Source organism: Streptomyces sp. NPDC050619, from assembly GCF_040654815.1.
Classification (GTDB): Bacteria; Actinomycetota; Actinomycetes; order Streptomycetales; family Streptomycetaceae; genus Streptomyces.
This window is the reverse complement of sequence record NZ_JBFAIR010000021.1, coordinates 71230-87854: the sequence shown is the minus strand read 5'-3', so window position 1 is coordinate 87854 and position 16625 is coordinate 71230. Positions and strand designations below refer to the sequence as shown.

The window sequence follows — 16625 nt, the reverse complement described above, 5'->3', positions numbered from 1 at the left end:
TGGATCGTGGCGGTCCACCTCATGGCGCGGCGGTGCGCCGCGCGGCACGCTACCCGTATGACCGAACGCCTCTCGCCCACGAGCCACGCCGAAAACACCGGCTTCGCGGACAGCGACCAACCGCCACCGGCCCGTCTTGCCTACGACCGTGGCACCTGGAAGGAGATCGCGCACCTCCTGGCGAACCTGCCGGTGGCGCTGATCGGATTCGTCTACGTCGTGACGGTGCTGTTCGTCGGCTTCTGGCTGACCGTCACGGTGATCGGGCTCCCGCTGCTCGCGGCCGGACTGCTGGGCGCACGACAGCTGGGCAAGCTGGAGCGGAAGAGGGCCAGAGCGCTGCTCGGGGTGCGGGTGGACGAGCCGAGCCCGCTGCCGTTGCGCGGCAGCGGTGAGGGGTTCTTCCAGCAACTGTGGATGGGCGTGAAGGACCCGGTCGGCTGGCGCACGGTGCTGTACGAGTTCATCCGCCTGCCCTGGGGCGTCTTCACCTTCGCCATCACGCTGACCTCGCTGTTCGTGCTGTGGCCCGTGCTGCCGTTCATCGCGCGGGGCCTGACCAACGCCGACCGGGCGATGGTGCGCGGTCTGCTGTCGCCCTCCGATGAGCTGGAGCGGCGGATCGTCGAGCTGGAGTCCGATCGGGGGGTCGTGGTCGACACGGCCGCCGCCGACCTGCGGCGCATCGAGCGCGACCTGCACGACGGCGCGCAGGCCCGGCTGGTCAATCTGGCCATGGGGCTGGGCCTGGCCAAGGAGAAGCTCTTGGAAGACCCGGAGTACGCGGCGGCGATGGTCGATGAGGCGCACGGCGAGGTGAAGCTCGCGTTGCGGGAGCTGCGGGACCTGGCCCGGGGCATCCATCCCGCCGTGCTGACGGACCGCGGACTGGATGCCGCCCTCTCCTCGATCGCCTCGCGGTGCACGGTGCCGGTAAAGGTGACGACCGACCTGGGTTCCAGACCGGTCGCGGCCATCGAGGGCATCGCGTACTTCACCGTCTCGGAGCTGCTGCAGAACGTCAGCAAGCACAGCGGGGCGAGGTCCGCGTCGGTGGACGTGTGGCGGAGTGACGACCGGCTGCTGATCCAGGTGTGGGACGACGGCCGTGGCGGCGCGCATCTGGACGGCGGTACGGGTATGCGGGGCCTCGCCGACCGCTTGGACGCCGTCGACGGACTGTTCGTCATCGACTCACCTCCGGGCGGCCCGACCGTCATCACTGCGGAGCTGCCGTGGCGCGACCGGACGGACGGGCGCTGAGGTCCTGCCGTGGCCCCCGGGGTAGGGAAAACCCCCCGGCCAAGACGCCGACGGACTCCATGGTCGGCGGGTCGGCGGGCGAGCAGTGTTGAGGTACGACGGCACAGCCGCAGGACGAGGAGACAACGCCGATGGCCACGGAGTACGAACAGAGCTACGGGGAATACCGCGGCCCCGGGTTCCGCGAGGCGGGTGCCGGTGACGGCGGGCGGCGGCACCGCCTGCCCGCCGGGCTGCGGGCGCCGTTCGAGGCGCGCAGCTGGGGCGAGCTCGCTTATGTGCTGCTGAGCCTGCCGATCAGCGTCCTGCTGTTCACCTACGCCGTCGTGATGGTCGCGCTCGGTGTGGGCCTGCTTGTGACGTTCCTCGGAATTCCGGTGCTGGCGGCGGGGCTGGCCGGTCTGCGGGGGTTCGGAGCGCTGGAGCGGGCCCGGGCCCGCGGGCTGCTGGGGCTCGAGGTGGCCGACCCGGAACCGCTGCGGATGAAGAAGCGCGGCGCGATGGCCTGGATGGGGGCCGTCCTCAAGAGCGGCGCCTCGTGGCGGGCCATGCTGTACGCGATGGTGCACCTGCCGTGGGCGGTCTTCTCCTTCATCATCGCTGTGACCTTCTGGTCACTCGGGTGGACGCTGATGACGTACCCGGCATGGTTCTGGCTCTTCCCGATGTACGGCGGGCAGGACGGGATACAGCTGTACGGCGACGAGGGCCATCACATCTACCTCGACAACCCGTTCGAGATAACCGTGACCGCGCTGGTGGGGCTGTTGTTCACACTGGCCACCCCGTGGATCGTGCGGGCGCTGACGACGGTGGACCGGCTGATGGTGCACGGGCTGCTCGGGCCGACGCGGCTGTCGGCGCGGGTGGTGGAGCTGGAGTCGGACCGGGGGGTCGTGGTCGACACGGCCGCAGCGGACCTGCGGCGCATCGAGCGCGACCTGCACGACGGCGCGCAGGCGCGGCTCGTGGCGCTGGCCATGGATCTGGGCCTGGCGAAGGAGAAGCTGACGGAGGATCCGGAGGAGGCCGTGCGGATGGTGGACGAGGCGCACGGCGAGGTGAAGACGGCGCTGCGGGAGCTGCGGGACCTCGCCCGGGGCATCCATCCCGCCGTGCTGACGGACCGCGGACTGGATGCCGCCCTCTCCTCGATCGCCTCGCGCTGCACGGTGCCGGTACAGGTGGAGGTGGACCTGCCGTCACGGCCGGCGCCGGCGATCGAGGGGATCGCGTACTTCACGGTGTCGGAGCTGCTGCAGAACATCAGCAAGCACGCACAGGCCACGTGGGCCGCGGTGGACGTGTGGCGGGTGGAGGACCGGCTGATGCTCCAGGTCGTGGACAACGGGATCGGGGGTGCGGACACCTCCAGCGGCTCGGGGCTGGCCGGCCTTGCCGAGCGGCTGGACGCGGTGGACGGAATCCTGGTGGTGGACTCGCCGGTCGGAGGACCGACCCGGGTGACGGCCGAACTCCCTTGGCGGGCCGTGTAGCGCCGAAGGACGCCAGTCGCCCTGCGCACACCTACTCCTGGCATGCACACCCACGCCGGCACGCACGCGCACCCCTCGCACCACACCACTCGCACGCACACCCACACCTGGACGCACACGCACCCTCCGGCCCATATGACTCCTTCCCACCCAACCGTCACCTCATCACCTCCCGCTCCGCCCGCCCCGCCCCGCCCCGCCCCAAAGTGCCCACACCCCTCTCGCCCCCGGAGAGCAAACGCTCGCCGGGTATCTGGCCGGAAGACGACTCCCTCGCGCCCGGGAAGTCGGAACATGGCCGGGCAGTCTGTCCACAGGCCCGGTGGGGAAGCGTCGATCGCGGGATACTGAGGGGCCATGGGACGGGGAGGGGCCGGGTGCGGTCCGATGACAGGGGTTCGGGGGCCAAGAATTGTGGAGGACAGGGTGCGGGTGGTCATCGCCGAGGATTCAGTGCTGCTCAGGGAGGGCCTGACCCGGTTGCTGACCGACCGCGGGCACGAGGTCGTCGCCGGGGTCGGGGACGGGGAAGCGCTGATCAAGACCATCACGGAGCTGGACGCACAGGGCGAGCTGCCCGATGTCGTGGTCGCCGACGTACGGATGCCGCCGACGCACACCGACGAGGGCGTCCGAGCCGCGGTCCAGCTGCGCAAGGCGCATCCCGGTCTCGGGGTACTCGTCCTGTCGCAGTACGTGGAGGAGCGGTACGCCACCGAGCTGCTGGCGGGATCCAGCCACGGAGTCGGCTATCTACTCAAGGACCGGGTAGCGGAGGTGCGTGAGTTCGTGGACGCGGTGGTGCGCGTGGCCGACGGCGGTACGGCCCTGGACCCGGAGGTCGTCGCTCAGCTGCTGGGCCGCAGCCGCAAGCAGGACGTCCTCGCGGGACTCACCCCCAGGGAGCGGGAGGTTCTGGGGCTGATGGCCGAGGGCCGGACCAATTCGGCGATCGCGCGGCAGCTGGTGGTGAGCGACGGAGCCGTCGAGAAGCACGTCAGCAACATCTTCCTGAAGCTCGGGCTGTCCCAGAGCGACGGGGACCACCGGCGCGTGCTGGCGGTCCTCACCTACCTGAACTCGTGATGAGCGAGCGAGAACCGAGGAACGAAGAGGAGCGTCTCCAAAGGAAGCGCCGGAGGGCGGGTAAATCGTGACAAGTCGGGTGCCGAAGCGTCTCAAAGCCATGTCCATCATGCGAATGGCCGAAGGAAGGCGACCCTTACAGTCGTAGGGTTGATCCTGGGAGTGCCTGAGGGAAGGCTACTCCCGGACAGCCGCCTCTAGGGAGGTCCAGATCAGTGACCAGCCAGGTCAGTAGCCCAGCGGAGCAGGCCGACGGAACCGTCGTAGGAGAGCAGCGCAAAGCGGCAGGGACGAAGGACGTCCGCCGCCTGGACCGAGTGATCATCCGGTTCGCGGGGGACTCGGGTGATGGTATGCAGCTCACCGGTGACCGCTTCACCTCGGAGACGGCATCCTTCGGCAACGACCTGTCGACGCTGCCGAACTTCCCTGCCGAGATCCGCGCCCCCGCCGGCACCCTCCCCGGTGTCTCCTCCTTCCAGCTGCACTTCGCCGACCACGACATCCTCACCCCGGGCGACGCGCCCAACGTCCTGGTCGCGATGAACCCGGCCGCCTTCAAGGCCAACATCGCCGACCTGCCGCGCGGCGCGGAGATCATCGTCAACACGGACGAGTTCACCAAACGGGCGATGCAGAAGGTCGGGTACGACGCCTCCCCTCTGGAGGACGGCTCGCTCGACGGCTACCACCTCCACCCGGTCCCCCTGACCACACTGACGGTGGAGGCCCTCAAGGATTTCGACCTCACTCGTAAAGAGGCCGAGCGAAGCAAGAACATGTTCGCGCTCGGCCTCTTGTCGTGGATGTACCACCGGCCCACCGAGGGCACCGAGAAGTTCCTCAAGGCGAAGTTCGCCAAGAAGCCCGACATCGCGGCGGCCAACATCGCCGCCTTCCGCGCCGGCTGGAACTTCGGGGAGACCACCGAGGACTTCGCCGTCTCCTACGAGGTCGCCCCGGCCGCGAAGGCCTTCCCGGTCGGCACGTACAGAAACATCTCCGGGAATCTGGCCCTGTCGTACGGCCTGGTCGCCGCCTCGCGCCAGGCCGATCTGCCGCTGTTCCTGGGCTCGTACCCGATCACCCCGGCCTCGGACATCCTGCACGAGCTGAGCAAGCACAAGAACTTCGGGGTGCGCACCTTCCAGGCGGAGGACGAGATCGCGGGAATCGGCGCGGCACTGGGCGCGTCCTTCGGCGGCTCGCTGGCCGTGACGACCACGTCCGGGCCGGGGGTGGCGCTGAAGTCCGAGACCATCGGGCTGGCCGTCTCCCTGGAGCTGCCGCTGCTGGTCATCGACATCCAGCGGGGCGGGCCGTCCACCGGCCTGCCGACCAAGACCGAGCAGGCCGACCTGCTCCAGGCGATGTACGGCCGCAACGGCGAGGCCCCGGTCCCCATCGTGGCCCCCCGCACCCCGGCCGACTGCTTCGACGCGGCCCTGGAGGCGGCGCGCATCGCGCTGACGTACCGCACCCCCGTCTTCCTCCTGTCCGACGGCTATCTGGCCAACGGTTCCGAGCCCTGGCGCATCCCGGAAGTGGACGAACTGCCGGACCTGCGCGTGCAGTTCGCCCAGGGCCCCAACCACACCCTGGACGACGGAACCGAGACCTTCTGGCCGTACAAACGCGACCCGCAGACCCTCGCCCGTCCCTGGGCGATTCCGGGCACGCCGGGCCTGGAGCACCGCATCGGCGGCATCGAGAAGCAGGACGGCAGCGGGAACATCTCCTACGACCCCGCCAATCACGACTTCATGGTCCGCACCCGCCAGGCCAAGATCGACGGCATCGACGTCCCCGACATCGAGGTCGACGACCCGCACGGCGCGCGCACCCTGGTCCTGGGCTGGGGTTCGACCTACGGACCGATCACCGCGGCGGTACGGCGGCTGCGCACGGCCGGCGAGTCCATCGCGCAGGCCCATCTGCGCCACCTCAATCCCTTCCCCAAGAACCTCGGCACCGTCCTGAAGCGCTACGACAAGGTGGTGATCCCCGAGATGAACCTCGGTCAGCTCGCCACCCTCGTCAGGGCGAAGTACCTGGTCGACGCCCACTCGTACAACCAGGTCAACGGCATGCCGTTCAAGGCCGAACAGCTCGCCACGGCTCTCAAGGAGGCCATCGATGGCTGAGACGTCCACGGAAGGCACGGGCACGATCGAAGCGCTTTCGCTCGTCCCCAAGGCCGAGGGCAGGCAGTCCATGAAGGACTTCAAGTCCGACCAGGAAGTGCGCTGGTGCCCCGGCTGCGGTGACTACGCGATCCTCGCGGCGGTCCAGGGCTTCATGCCCGAGCTGGGCCTGGCCAAGGAGAACATCGTCTTCGTCTCCGGCATCGGCTGCTCCTCCCGCTTTCCGTACTACATGAACACGTACGGCATGCACTCCATCCACGGCCGCGCGCCCGCGATCGCGACGGGCCTGGCCTCCTCGCGCCGCGACCTGTCGGTGTGGGTCGTCACCGGCGACGGCGACGCGCTCTCCATCGGCGGCAACCACCTGATCCACGCCCTGCGCCGCAATGTGAACCTGAAGATCCTGCTGTTCAACAACCGCATCTACGGCCTGACGAAGGGCCAGTACTCCCCGACCTCCGAGGTCGGGAAGATCACCAAGTCGACGCCGATGGGCTCGCTGGACGCGCCCTTCAATCCGGTGTCGCTGGCGATCGGCGCGGAGGCGTCCTTCGTGGCGCGGACGGTGGACTCCGACCGCAAGCACCTCACTGAGGTACTGCGACAGGCCGCCGCCCACAAGGGCACCGCCCTGATCGAGATCTACCAGAACTGCAACATCTTCAACGACGGCGCCTTCGAGGTCCTCAAGGACCGGCAGCAGGCACAGGAAGCGGTGATCCGCCTGGAGCACGGGCAGCCGATCCGCTTCGGGGCGGACGGTGCGCGGGGCGTCGTACGGGATCCGGCCACCGGCGACCTGAAGGTCGTCACGGTGACACCTGAGAACGAGGATCACATCCTCGTCCATGACGCCCACTCCGCGTCCCCGACGACCGCGTTCGCGCTGTCGCGCCTGGCCGACCCCGACACCCTGCACCACACCCCCATCGGCGTCCTGCGCTCCGTGGAACGCCCCGTCTACGACACGCAGATGACGGACCAGCTGGACACGGCCATCGAGCAGAACGGCAAGGGGGACCTGGCGGCGCTGCTGGCCGGCGGGGACACCTGGACAGTCGTCGGCTGACTGGGCCGACCGGCGCGCGACACGTGAGGGCCTGGGTACGCGACGCGACCCAGGCCCTCCGCACGAGCGATGCGTCCGGGATGTCCCGCTCGGCACAAGCCTGCGCGGGAGGCGGAAAGGGGGCGCACGGGTGGATGCCTCACGCGAGGCGCCCGCCCCCGGCGTCAGACGTCGGGAATGTCCCGCTTCGCACGGATGAGGGTCTCGCGGTCGATCACAACGATCCGCTCGTAATCGGCGCGCGCCGCATCCGGGGGGAGGAGCGGGTCCAGGGCGGCGGTGGACTCAGTGCCGATGACGGCGAAACTGCCGTCGCTCAACTCGAAGACGTCCGGACAGGTTTCGGCGGTTTGGCTACCCCGTACCTTGGGTGAGTCTCCGATGCGGCGGACAACGCTGAGAGCAGGGATTTCGCGGGGCACTCGGAGCCTTCTCTAGGACCGGAAAGCTATCCACCAGGACGGGGTAGCGAAGCCCGCACAGGCTACCAAGATCACCTTCTCCCGGCCCGGATTTCGCGGAAATTACCTCCGTTTGCAGGAGTGACAGGCCATGCATTGACGACCGCATCAGGACGTCGGCTCGGCAGACGGCGGGGGCCCCACGATCCACCACTCGTCGGGGTCGTCCGCCAGCTCCTCCAGCATGATGTCCACGGCGGCACCGACCCGCGCTTCCACCGAATCCGCCGGAAGGCTCTTGCGGTGCTCGACCGTGCGGTCCCAGTATTCGGCGAAGGACGCGTTTCTGCACAACACGCGTAAGTGACCGAGCAGTTCGTCCCACTCGCACACACCGACGCGATAGGTCAGCAGCAAGTTGCCGTACTGCCTGTTGGCGAAGATCATCTGACGCCGTCTGCCCTCGGAGAGCCCGGGCAGCGTGCTCGCGGCGTCCGCCAGGGACGGGTCGTCGACCATCCGGTCCAACTGGTCCACAGTGAGGCGGTACTGCTGGATCAGATTCGCCCGGCGGATCTCCTCGGTCATCAGCGTGAGCTGCTGGAGCAACTGGGCCAGGAGCTCCTCCTGGGCTCGGCGGCGGGTGCCGCGGGCGAAGAACGCCCGCATCAGGCCGAGCCCCGCGACTGCCGCAGAACCGATACTGCGCGCGGCCCGTTTCTGTGTGGCCATGTCAAGGCATCCCCCTGGATCCGGTAACCGTGCACCGAAGGGCGGCACCACGGGTGGGGCACGGTGGGTGTGGCACTCCGCATCCAGCGTGCCGGGCGACTGAAGTCGGCGTGGGAGGCGGAGAGGGGGCGCATGGAAGGACGTGTCTCGCATGTCGACCAACGCCCTGACATATGTGTGCCCCCTGGCGCCGTGCGCACTCCTTCAGGCGCCTGGGGCCCGGTGCTTCAGCCCTGCTCAGAGCCCCGCTTCCGCGCGTCGTACCCCTCCCGCGCCTTCTGCACCTCCCCCATCCGCTCCTGCGTCCACAGCGCGAGGGCGCGCACCTGCTCGGCCGCCTCGCGGCCCAGGTCGGTCAGGGAGTAGTCGACCCTCGGGGGGATGACCGGCTTGGCGTCGCGGTGGACGAGGCCGTCGCGCTCCAGGGTCTGGAGGGTCTGGGTCAGCATCTTCTCGCTGACGCCGCCGATGGCCCGGCGCAGCTCGCTGAAGCGGTAGGGGCGATCGAGCAGCTCGATCAGGACGAGGACGCCCCAGCGGGACGTCACATGCTCCAGGACCAGGCGGTGCGGGCACATCGCCTCGCCGTTCGTCGCCCCGGCTGTCATCACATCACTTACGGCCATGTCGGTACCTTACTTCAAAGTGGGTACTTTCGCTGAGTTAGCGCACCCCCTATGGTTAGCGACATCGCACCCCACAAGGAGTTCTGATCATGAGCATCGTCGTCACCGGAGCAACCGGACACCTGGGCCGCCACGTCGTGGAGCAGCTGCTGGAGAAGGTTCCGGCGGACCAGATCACCGCCGTCGTCCGCACCCCGGAGAAGGCCGCCGACCTCGCGGGCCGCGGAGTGAAGATCGCAGTGGCCGACTACAACGCCCCGGAGACGTTCGACGGGCTCTTCGCGGCCGGCGACAAGGTGCTGCTCGTGTCCGGCAACGAGTTCGACAAGGGCCGTGTCCAGCAGCACAAGGGCGTGATCGACGCCGCCAAGGCGGCCGGTGTGGCGCTCCTCGCCTACACCAGCGCCCCCGGCAGCCTGTCCGCCGCCCTCGCCGACGACCACCGGGGCACCGAGGAGGCGCTCCTCGCCTCCGGCGTGACGTACGCGCTGCTGCGCAACGGCTGGTACCACGAGAACTACACCGAGAACCTCGCCCCGGTGCTGGAGCACAACGCGGTCCTGGCCGCCGCGGGCGAGGGCCGGGTCTCCTCCGCCTCGCGTGCCGACTACGCGGCGGCCGCCGTCGCCGTACTGACCGGCGAGGGGCACGAGAACAAGACGTACGAGCTGGGCGGCGACGAGGCGTGGAGCTTCGCCGAGTACGCGGCCGAGCTGAGCCGGCAGACCGGCAAGGAGATCGCCTACAGCCCGGTCTCGGTCGACGCCCTGATCGGCATCCTGACCGGCGCCGGGCTGCCCGAGCCGCTCGCCGCGACCCTGGCCGGCGTGGACGCCTCCATAGAGAAGGGCGAGCTGGTCGTGTCCAGCGGCGACCTCTCCCGGCTGACCGGGCGTCCGACCACGCCGCTCGCCGAGGCGATCACGGTCGCGCTCAAGGGCTGACAAAGCCATATAAGGGCTTGCGCCTGGGCTGAGGAGTTCTGGCGTAGACGCTCAGGGGCGCACTCCCCCTAAGGCCCCTGGGTGCACGACCCCGCCTGTCATGACCGTATAGCGATACGGGCATGACAGGCGGGGGTGCTCGGCGTTACCTTCTTGCAGGCGAGCGTGCGTGATGCGAGAAAGAGGGGACCGTGAGCGGGAAGTCGAAGGGTGAGCGGCACATAGGACTGCTGAACGGCTTCGCGGCTTACGGGATGTGGGGGATCGTGCCCCTTTTCTGGCCGCTGCTGAAGCCCGCCGGGGCGCTCGAGATCCTCGCGCACCGGATGGTCTGGTCCCTCCTCTTCGTCGCGGTCGCGCTGCTGGTCGTACGGCGCTGGGCGTGGGCCGGTGAGCTGCTGCGGCAGCCGCGCCGGCTCGGGCTCGTCGCGATCGCCGCGGCCCTCATCACCGTGAACTGGGGCGTCTACATCTGGTCGGTGAACGCCGGTCACGTGGTCGAGGCCTCGCTCGGGTACTTCATCAACCCGCTCGTCACCATCGCGATGGGCGTCCTGCTCCTGAAGGAACGGCTGCGGCCCGTGCAGTGGACGGCGGTCGGGGTCGGCTTCACCGCCGTCCTCGTGCTGACCATCGGATACGGGCAGCCGCCGTGGATCTCCCTCACCCTCGCCTTCTCCTTCGCCACCTACGGCCTGGTGAAGAAGAAGGTCAACCTCGGCGGTCTCGAGTCGCTGACCGCCGAGACCGCGATCCAGTTCCTGCCCGCGCTCGGCTATCTGCTGTGGCTCTCCGCGCACGGCGAGTCCACTTTCACCACCGAGGGCCCGGGCCACGCGGCCCTGCTCGCCGCGACCGGCGTCGTCACCGCGATCCCCCTCGTCTGCTTCGGCGCGGCCGCGATCCGCGTGCCCCTGTCCACACTGGGGCTGCTGCAGTATCTGGCTCCGGTCTTCCAGTTCCTGCTCGGCATCCTCTACTTCGACGAGGCCATGCCGCCCGAGCGCTGGGCGGGCTTCGCGCTGGTCTGGCTGGCGCTGACGCTGCTCACCTGGGACGCCCTGCGCAATGCGCGCCGGGCCGCCCGTACGCTCAGGGCCGCGAGCAGCAGGGCCAGCACGACCATGCCGACGGGCACCGTGAGCGCCGTACGGAAGGCTGAGAGCGTGCCCTCCGGTCCCGAACCCGAGCCGCTGGACGCCAAGCCGTAGACCGCGGTCACCGCCGAGATCCCGTTCGCCGGACCGAACTGTGTCGCGGTGTTCAGCAGGCCGCCCGCCAGGCCCTGTTCGGTGTCGGCCACCCCGTCCGTCGCGGCGACGGTCAGCGGACCGTACGCCAGTGCGAAGGCGGTGCTCGCGAGGTACAGCGTCGGCAGCATCGCCGGATACGGCCAGTCCATGCCGACCGGCAGGAACAGAACCCGAAGAAGACCCCGGCCCAAGAGCAGGGCTCAGTTTTGCGTGCACTGAGCACGAGCCATCCGTTATGCGAACAGCGCTGACCGGAATGCGCCCTTGACGGAGCGTCAGCCTCAGCTTCACCATCCAGGCACCCCATTCGCTGTGGAATCCCTGTGATTCCCAAGGAATTCGGAGCCCCCACATGAAGCTCTCGGTTCCCGGACGCGCCACGGCCACCGCCGTCGTCGCGGCCGTCTCGCTCCTGGCCGGCGGGTCCATAGCCGGCGCGGCCCCCGCGCCCGAACCCGCGGTGGCCGCGGCGCCCGACATCCCCGTGGCCAATGTCAAGGCTCATCTGACGCAGTTGCAGTCGATAGCCACCGCCAACGGCGGCAACCGCGCGCACGGCCGCGCCGGTTACAAGGCCTCGCTCGACTACGTGAAGGCCAAGCTGGACGCGGCCGGATTCACCACGGCCGTCCAGCAGTTCACGTCCTCCGGCCGCGTCGGTTACAACCTGATCGCCGACTGGCCCGGCGGGGACACGGGCCAGATCGTGATGGCGGGCTCGCATCTCGACAGCGTCTCCTCCGGCGCCGGCATCAACGACAACGGGTCCGGCTCGGCGGCCGTCCTGGAGACCGCGCTGGCCGTGGCGCGGGCGAACCTCCAGCCCACCAAGCATCTCCGGTTCGCCTGGTGGGGCGCGGAGGAGCTGGGGCTGGTGGGCTCCCGCACCTACGTCAACAGCCTCAGCGCGGCGAACCGCGCACGGATCAGTGGCTACCTGAACTTCGACATGATCGGCTCGCCGAACCCCGGCTACTTCGTCTACGACGACGACCCGGCCATCGAGAAGTCCTTCAAGGACTACTTCACCGGCCTCGGCGTCGCGACGGAGATCGAGACCGAGGGCGACGGCCGCTCCGACCACGCGCCCTTCAAGAGCGCGGGTGTGCCCGTCGGCGGGCTCTTCACCGGCGCGAGCAGGGTCAAGTCGGCGGCGCAGGCCGCCAAGTGGGGCGGTACGGCGGGGCAGGCCTTCGACCGCTGCTACCACTCGTCCTGCGACACGACCGCCAACATCAACGACACCGCCCTGAACCGGAACAGTGACGCGATCGCGTACGTGGTGTGGGAGTTGTCGGCGTAGGGGGGTGCCGGGGGGCGTGGCGGTGCGGGGGGGGGCGTGGTGACTGGTGAGTGTTGACTGGTGACTAGTGAGTGGTGAGTGGTGACTGGTGACTAGTGAGTGGTGAGTGGTGACTGGTGAGTGGTGACTGGTCAGCGGGGGTCGGCCGGGGTGACCGGGGTCAACGGGCGGTGCGGGCTCGTTCGGTGAGGCGGCCCATGCGGGTGCGGGCCTTCTCCAGTTGCTCGCTGTCCTCGGCGGCCGGGCCGTCCTCGGCCATGAGTTCGCTCCACAAGTCGATCAGGGCGTGGCCCAGGTCCAGGCCCTGTACGGGGTCGCGTACGGCGCGCCAGGCAGTGGCCGCGCTCTGGATGCTGCCGTACGCCTCCTCCGCCTCCCGGGCGCCGTGTCGGATGCGAGCCAGGTCGAGGGAGAGGTGGAAGGAGCGGACCGGGTCGTCGACCAAGTAGGCGATATATGCGGTGAGTTCGCGCAGCCGGAGCACTTCGGGGTGCTCCGGCCCCAGCGTCCCCGAGGCCTCCGCCATGGTCCGCTCCGCCAGCTCCGCCGCCGCCTCTGTCCGTCCATCCTTTACGGCCTCGTTGATCCGCGCCATGGGCTCCGCGAGCAGCGCGGGCGCGGTGCCGTCGCCGGGGACGGTGAGCAGACCGTCCCCGAGCACGGCTTCGGCTACCGCGTCGAAGCCTCGGGGCGGGGTGGGCTTGGGGTCTGGGTCGAGGTCGAGGGGGAGGGCGGAGGCTAGGGCTAGGTCGTCCGGGGTGAGGGTGGGGTTGGGGTTGGGGGTTGGGTTGGGGATGGGGGTTGGGTCGGGGTTGGGGATGGGCGCGGGATCGGGGACGCAGGCGGCATCGCGGGTGGATGCGGGCTCGGGCATGGACGCGGGCTGGGGCTTGAGCACAGACTCACGGATGGACCCCGCATCGTGGATAGGCGCGGCATCGCGGATAGGCGCGGCATCGCGGATAGGCGCGGCTTCACGGGCGGACGCGGGCTCGGACGTGGACGCGGGATCGCCGATGGACGCGGCATCGGGCAGGACCCCAGCCTCGCGGATGGACCCCGCATCACGCACGGACGCGGCATCACGAATAGGCGCGGCATCACGGGCAGACGCAGGCTCGGACATGGACGCGGGATCGCGGATGGACGCGGCATCGGGCAGGACCCCAGCCTCGCGGATGGACCCCGCATCACGCACAGACGCGGCATCACCAATAGGCGCGGCATCACGGGCGGACGCCTGATCAGGCATGAAACCGGGATCGCGGATGGACTCCGCATCACGGACGGGCGCGGCATCTCGGATGGAGGCGGGATCGGGCATGGGCGCGGCGTCACCGATGGGTGCGGCATCGGGCGTCGGCGCTGGATTCGTGTCCATTACCGGTGGCGGGCCGAACTCCCCCGTCGGAGGGGCGACGGTGCCGGGGGCCGGGCCCAGGGGTGGCTGCGGGATCGGCCGCGGCGCGAAGGCTGACTCGGGCTCATCGGCCGCCGGCGTCTCGGACACGGCCCGCATCGGAAACGTGGGGACCGCATCCCGCACGGGCTCCGACACCGGCCGCAGCATGTGCGTGGGGTTGTCCCGTTGCGCCCACCGCGGCTCCACTGAGGCTGCGGGCGCCGGCGCCCCCAAGTTCGTGGTCGGCGGAGCCGGCGCATCACTCGGCTCCCCCCACGGGGCCATCGGTGCCGGGTCGGAGGCGAAGCTGCTGGAGCCGTCGGGGTCGACGTGGAGCGGGATGACGTAGCCGATGCGTTCGTCGTGGATCGTGGCGAGGACGCGGTGGCCGGTGGCGAGGGCGATGCGGTGGAGGTGGTTCAGGACGGCGTGCTGGATCTCCTCGCCGGAAGCCGCGACGACCCGCACGCCCCCGACCGACGCACTGCCCACTACGCCCACAACACCCGCACCGCCCGCACCGGGTCCGGGCGCAGCGGGGACGTAGACGTCGATCGGTGCCGCCGCGGGCGCGGCCGGGTGCGCGGCGCGCTGGTGGTCCCGCTTCTTGCCGCGGCTCAGTCGAGACATCGGTTCCCTCACTCGGATGCGTCGGGCAGTCGCCGGACAACGCGTTCGGTTTCCATGGTGCGCCCTCCAGCCGTCGGGTTTCCGTTCCCGGCGTCAAGATCCGGTCGTATACGTACTGTCGAGTCTCTCCGCTCGCCCACGGTTCTCACGTCACCGTGACGTCACAGGCTGGTTCCAGGAACTCACACCACGTCAGAGCGCGTCTCGGATGTCATGAGCATCAGGGGGTAGCGGGGTAGCGGGAGGGATGTCGAGGTGACGAGAGAGGAACGCGGGCATGCGTACGGATGTGCAGCAAGGGCCGGAGATCTGGATCCGCGGACCGGTAGCCGTGCCGGAGCCGGAGCCGGGGCAAGAGCCAAGATCGCCCGAGCCTGAGCCTGCCCGTGCCACTGCCCCCGCCTCCGCCGCGCCCCGCCGCTTCTCCTTCCTCGGCACCCACGGCGGCGCGGGCACCTCCACCCTGGCCAGTGTCTACGGCGGCCACGACTGCGGACGCGACTGGCCGGGCCCCGCCGACCCGCCGTCGGTCCTGCTCGTCGCCCGTACCCACGCGGCCGGACTGCATGCCGTCCTGCGTGCGGTGGAGGTCTTCCGGCGCGGGGAGGCGCCGCCGGGGCTCGACCTCGACGCGGTGGTGCTGGTCGCGGACGCCCCCGGCCGGCTGCCGCGACCCCTCGCCCAACAGGTCAAGGCCATCGAGTCGGCGATCGACGTGTACCGCGTGCCGTGGGTGACCGCCTGGCGCCTGGGCGACCTGGGCAGAACCCGGCCCCGCGAGGCCGAGGCGCTGGCCCGCCTGACAGGGGCGGCCGGGCGGTCCCGTTGACCCGCACGACCTCGCCGACCCTGGCGACCGCCTGGTGCCCGGGCGACCTGAGCAGAACCCCACCCCGCGAGCCCCAGGCACTCGCCCGCCTCACACGGGCAGCCGGTGGGTCGCGTTGAGCGACACGACCTTGCCCGACCTGTCCGACTTCGCATCACTGTCGGCCGAACGCATCGCCTCCGCCGTACGGACGCGTGCCCTGTCCGCGGTCGATGTCGTCGCGGCGGCGCTGGAGCGGATCGGGCGGGCCGAGCCGACCCTGTGCGCGTTCATCGAGGTGTGGGGCGAGGACGTGCTGCGGCGGGCGCGCGACGTGGACGCTCGGGTTGCCGCGGGCCAGCGGCTCCCGCTGGCCGGGGTCCCGATCGGGGTCAAGGGCAGGAACGGGCTGCGTACGGCGGCTCCGCTGCTGGCCGCCGGGTGTGTGGCGGTGGGCGCCACGGCCGTCCCGGGGCCGGGAACTCCGTGGCAGACCTGGGGACTTGGCGCCCATGGCCGTACGGTCAACCCGTGGCGGGCTGACCGTACGCCGGGCGGATCCTCGGCCGGGTCCGCGGCGGCGGTCGCGGCGGGGCTGGTGCCGCTGGCGACCGGGAGCGACGGGGCTGGGTCGGTGCGGATCCCCGCGGCGTGGTGCGGTGTGGTCGGGCTGAAGGTCACGAACGGACGGCTGCCGACGGCCGACCGTACGGGGCTCACGGCGCCCGGCGTGCTCACCCGCACCGTGTCGGACGCGGCGGCGTACTGGCGGGTGATGTCGGCAAAGCCAGCCGATGCACCAAGCACTGCCCCTCCGACCACCCCCGCTCCAACCACCCCCGCTCCAACCACCCCGGCTCCAATCACCCCCGCTCCAACCACCCCGGCTCCAATCACCCCCGCTCCAACCACCGCCCCTCCGACCACCCCCGCTCCAACCACCGCCCCTCCAACCGCCGTCTGGTCCCCCGACCTCGGCTTCGCCGACCCCGCCCCCGCCCCCGCCCCCGACATCGTCGAGATCGCCCGTGCGGCCGCCCTACGCCTCGCGGAAGCCGGTGCCCTGCGGCTCGTATCGCCCCGCACCGCCCTCCGGCTCGAAGACCCGGCGCCCGCCTGGCTCGCGCTGCGGTCCGACGGCGCGGAACTCACCTCCGCGCACCGCATCCGGGCGGAGAACGACCGTCGGCTGGACGCCCTCTTCGCCGAGGCGGAACTGCTCCTGACACCGACGACCCCCACCCCGCCGCACGGCCACGAAGGCCCTGGCGACCGCTACTCCACGGCCCTGACCTGGGCGTTCAACCTGAGCGGGCACCCGGCGATCAGCCTCCCGGCGGGCTTCGGCCCCGACGGGTGTCCGGTCGGGCTCCAGTTGGTGGCGCCGCACGGGCGGGAAGAGCTCTTGCTCCGGACCGCCGATCGTCTATATTGATTGCATGCACATTTAGTGCATACGCATTTA

Annotated in this window: 14 protein-coding genes; 10 read left to right on the top strand and 4 right to left on the bottom strand. The window is 70.2% G+C overall.

Annotated elements, in window-relative coordinates; all coding sequences use genetic code 11:
* Positions 1-57 precede the first annotated feature (57 nt).
* From AB0I77_RS30835 to AB0I77_RS30815, 5 genes are all read left to right on the top strand, one after another.
* The gene (locus tag AB0I77_RS30835) at positions 58-1263 is read left to right on the top strand and encodes a sensor domain-containing protein (RefSeq protein ID WP_363286007.1); all 1206 of its coding nucleotides are present in this window, start codon (positions 58-60) and stop codon (positions 1261-1263) included.
* A 131-nt stretch (positions 1264-1394) separates the two neighbouring features.
* On the top strand, positions 1395-2759 hold the full coding sequence (locus tag AB0I77_RS30830) for a sensor domain-containing protein (RefSeq protein WP_363286006.1): 1365 nt from the start codon (positions 1395-1397) through the stop codon (positions 2757-2759).
* Positions 2760-3146: 387 nt separating this feature from the next.
* Positions 3147-3845: a response regulator transcription factor gene (locus AB0I77_RS30825; RefSeq protein WP_363286005.1), complete on the top strand. Its 699-nt coding sequence runs from the start codon at positions 3147-3149 to the stop codon at positions 3843-3845.
* A 215-nt stretch (positions 3846-4060) separates the two neighbouring features.
* On the top strand, positions 4061-5989 hold the full coding sequence (locus AB0I77_RS30820) for a 2-oxoacid:acceptor oxidoreductase subunit alpha (protein WP_363286004.1): 1929 nt from the start codon (positions 4061-4063) through the stop codon (positions 5987-5989).
* A complete protein-coding gene (locus AB0I77_RS30815; RefSeq protein WP_363286003.1) occupies positions 5982-7061 on the top strand; it encodes a 2-oxoacid:ferredoxin oxidoreductase subunit beta in 1080 nt (359 codons plus the stop codon). The genes AB0I77_RS30820 and AB0I77_RS30815 overlap by 8 nt, the downstream gene beginning before the upstream one ends.
* Positions 7062-7225: 164 nt before the next feature.
* On the opposite strand, the gene AB0I77_RS30810 is transcribed toward AB0I77_RS30815, so the two are convergent.
* From AB0I77_RS30810 to AB0I77_RS30800, 3 genes are all read right to left on the bottom strand, one after another.
* Positions 7226-7483, bottom strand: coding sequence for a hypothetical protein (locus tag AB0I77_RS30810; protein ID WP_363286002.1), 258 nt, complete (start codon positions 7481-7483; stop codon positions 7226-7228).
* Positions 7484-7630: 147 nt separating this feature from the next.
* Positions 7631-8194, bottom strand: a complete 564-nt coding sequence (locus tag AB0I77_RS30805) for a DUF6082 family protein (RefSeq protein WP_363286001.1) — start codon at positions 8192-8194, stop codon at positions 7631-7633.
* 227 nt (positions 8195-8421) lie between these two features.
* Entirely contained in the window at positions 8422-8820 is a 399-nt protein-coding gene (locus AB0I77_RS30800) for a helix-turn-helix domain-containing protein (RefSeq protein WP_363286000.1), read from the bottom strand.
* A gap of 89 nt (positions 8821-8909) precedes the next feature.
* Here AB0I77_RS30800 and AB0I77_RS30795 point away from each other — a divergent pair, with 89 nt between their 5' ends.
* The 3 genes from AB0I77_RS30795 to AB0I77_RS30785 all read left to right on the top strand — a co-directional run bounded on the left by AB0I77_RS30795 (position 8910) and on the right by AB0I77_RS30785 (position 12320).
* Positions 8910-9764, top strand: a complete 855-nt coding sequence (locus AB0I77_RS30795; protein ID WP_363285999.1) for an SDR family oxidoreductase — start codon at positions 8910-8912, stop codon at positions 9762-9764.
* 191 nt (positions 9765-9955) lie between these two features.
* Positions 9956-10975, top strand: a complete 1020-nt coding sequence (gene rarD / locus AB0I77_RS30790; RefSeq protein ID WP_363285998.1) for an EamA family transporter RarD — start codon at positions 9956-9958, stop codon at positions 10973-10975.
* Between the two features lie 394 nt (positions 10976-11369).
* Positions 11370-12320, top strand: a complete 951-nt coding sequence (locus tag AB0I77_RS30785) for a M28 family metallopeptidase (RefSeq protein WP_363285997.1) — start codon at positions 11370-11372, stop codon at positions 12318-12320.
* A 160-nt stretch (positions 12321-12480) separates the two neighbouring features.
* Here AB0I77_RS30785 and AB0I77_RS30780 read toward each other — a convergent pair whose 3' ends face one another.
* Entirely contained in the window at positions 12481-14352 is a 1872-nt protein-coding gene (locus AB0I77_RS30780) for a tetratricopeptide repeat protein (RefSeq protein WP_363285996.1), read from the bottom strand.
* Between the two features lie 277 nt (positions 14353-14629).
* Between AB0I77_RS30780 and AB0I77_RS30775 the strand changes: the two genes are divergently transcribed.
* A complete protein-coding gene (locus AB0I77_RS30775; RefSeq protein WP_363285995.1) occupies positions 14630-15181 on the top strand; it encodes a DUF6668 family protein in 552 nt (183 codons plus the stop codon).
* Positions 15182-15296: 115 nt separating this feature from the next.
* On the top strand, positions 15297-16595 hold the full coding sequence (locus AB0I77_RS30770; RefSeq protein ID WP_363285994.1) for an amidase: 1299 nt from the start codon (positions 15297-15299) through the stop codon (positions 16593-16595).
* Positions 16596-16625: the final 30 nt, after the last annotated feature.

What these genes read in the sequence shown, in the direction of transcription:
- AB0I77_RS30825 (WP_363286005.1), top strand. Translation starts at nt 3,147, where the DNA reads ATGACAGGGGTTCGGGGGCCAAGAATTGTGGAGGACAGGGTGCGGGTG.
- AB0I77_RS30830 (WP_363286006.1), top strand. Translation starts at nt 1,395, where the DNA reads ATGGCCACGGAGTACGAACAGAGCTACGGGGAATACCGCGGCCCCGGG.
- AB0I77_RS30795 (WP_363285999.1), top strand. Translation starts at nt 8,910, where the DNA reads ATGAGCATCGTCGTCACCGGAGCAACCGGACACCTGGGCCGCCACGTC.
- AB0I77_RS30805 (WP_363286001.1), bottom strand. Translation starts at nt 8,194, where the DNA reads ATGGCCACACAGAAACGGGCCGCGCGCAGTATCGGTTCTGCGGCAGTC.
- AB0I77_RS30785 (WP_363285997.1), top strand. Translation starts at nt 11,370, where the DNA reads ATGAAGCTCTCGGTTCCCGGACGCGCCACGGCCACCGCCGTCGTCGCG.
- AB0I77_RS30815 (WP_363286003.1), top strand. Translation starts at nt 5,982, where the DNA reads ATGGCTGAGACGTCCACGGAAGGCACGGGCACGATCGAAGCGCTTTCG.
- AB0I77_RS30775 (WP_363285995.1), top strand. Translation starts at nt 14,630, where the DNA reads ATGCGTACGGATGTGCAGCAAGGGCCGGAGATCTGGATCCGCGGACCG.
- AB0I77_RS30800 (WP_363286000.1), bottom strand. Translation starts at nt 8,820, where the DNA reads ATGGCCGTAAGTGATGTGATGACAGCCGGGGCGACGAACGGCGAGGCG.
- AB0I77_RS30780 (WP_363285996.1), bottom strand. Translation starts at nt 14,352, where the DNA reads ATGTCTCGACTGAGCCGCGGCAAGAAGCGGGACCACCAGCGCGCCGCG.
- AB0I77_RS30835 (WP_363286007.1), top strand. Translation starts at nt 58, where the DNA reads ATGACCGAACGCCTCTCGCCCACGAGCCACGCCGAAAACACCGGCTTC.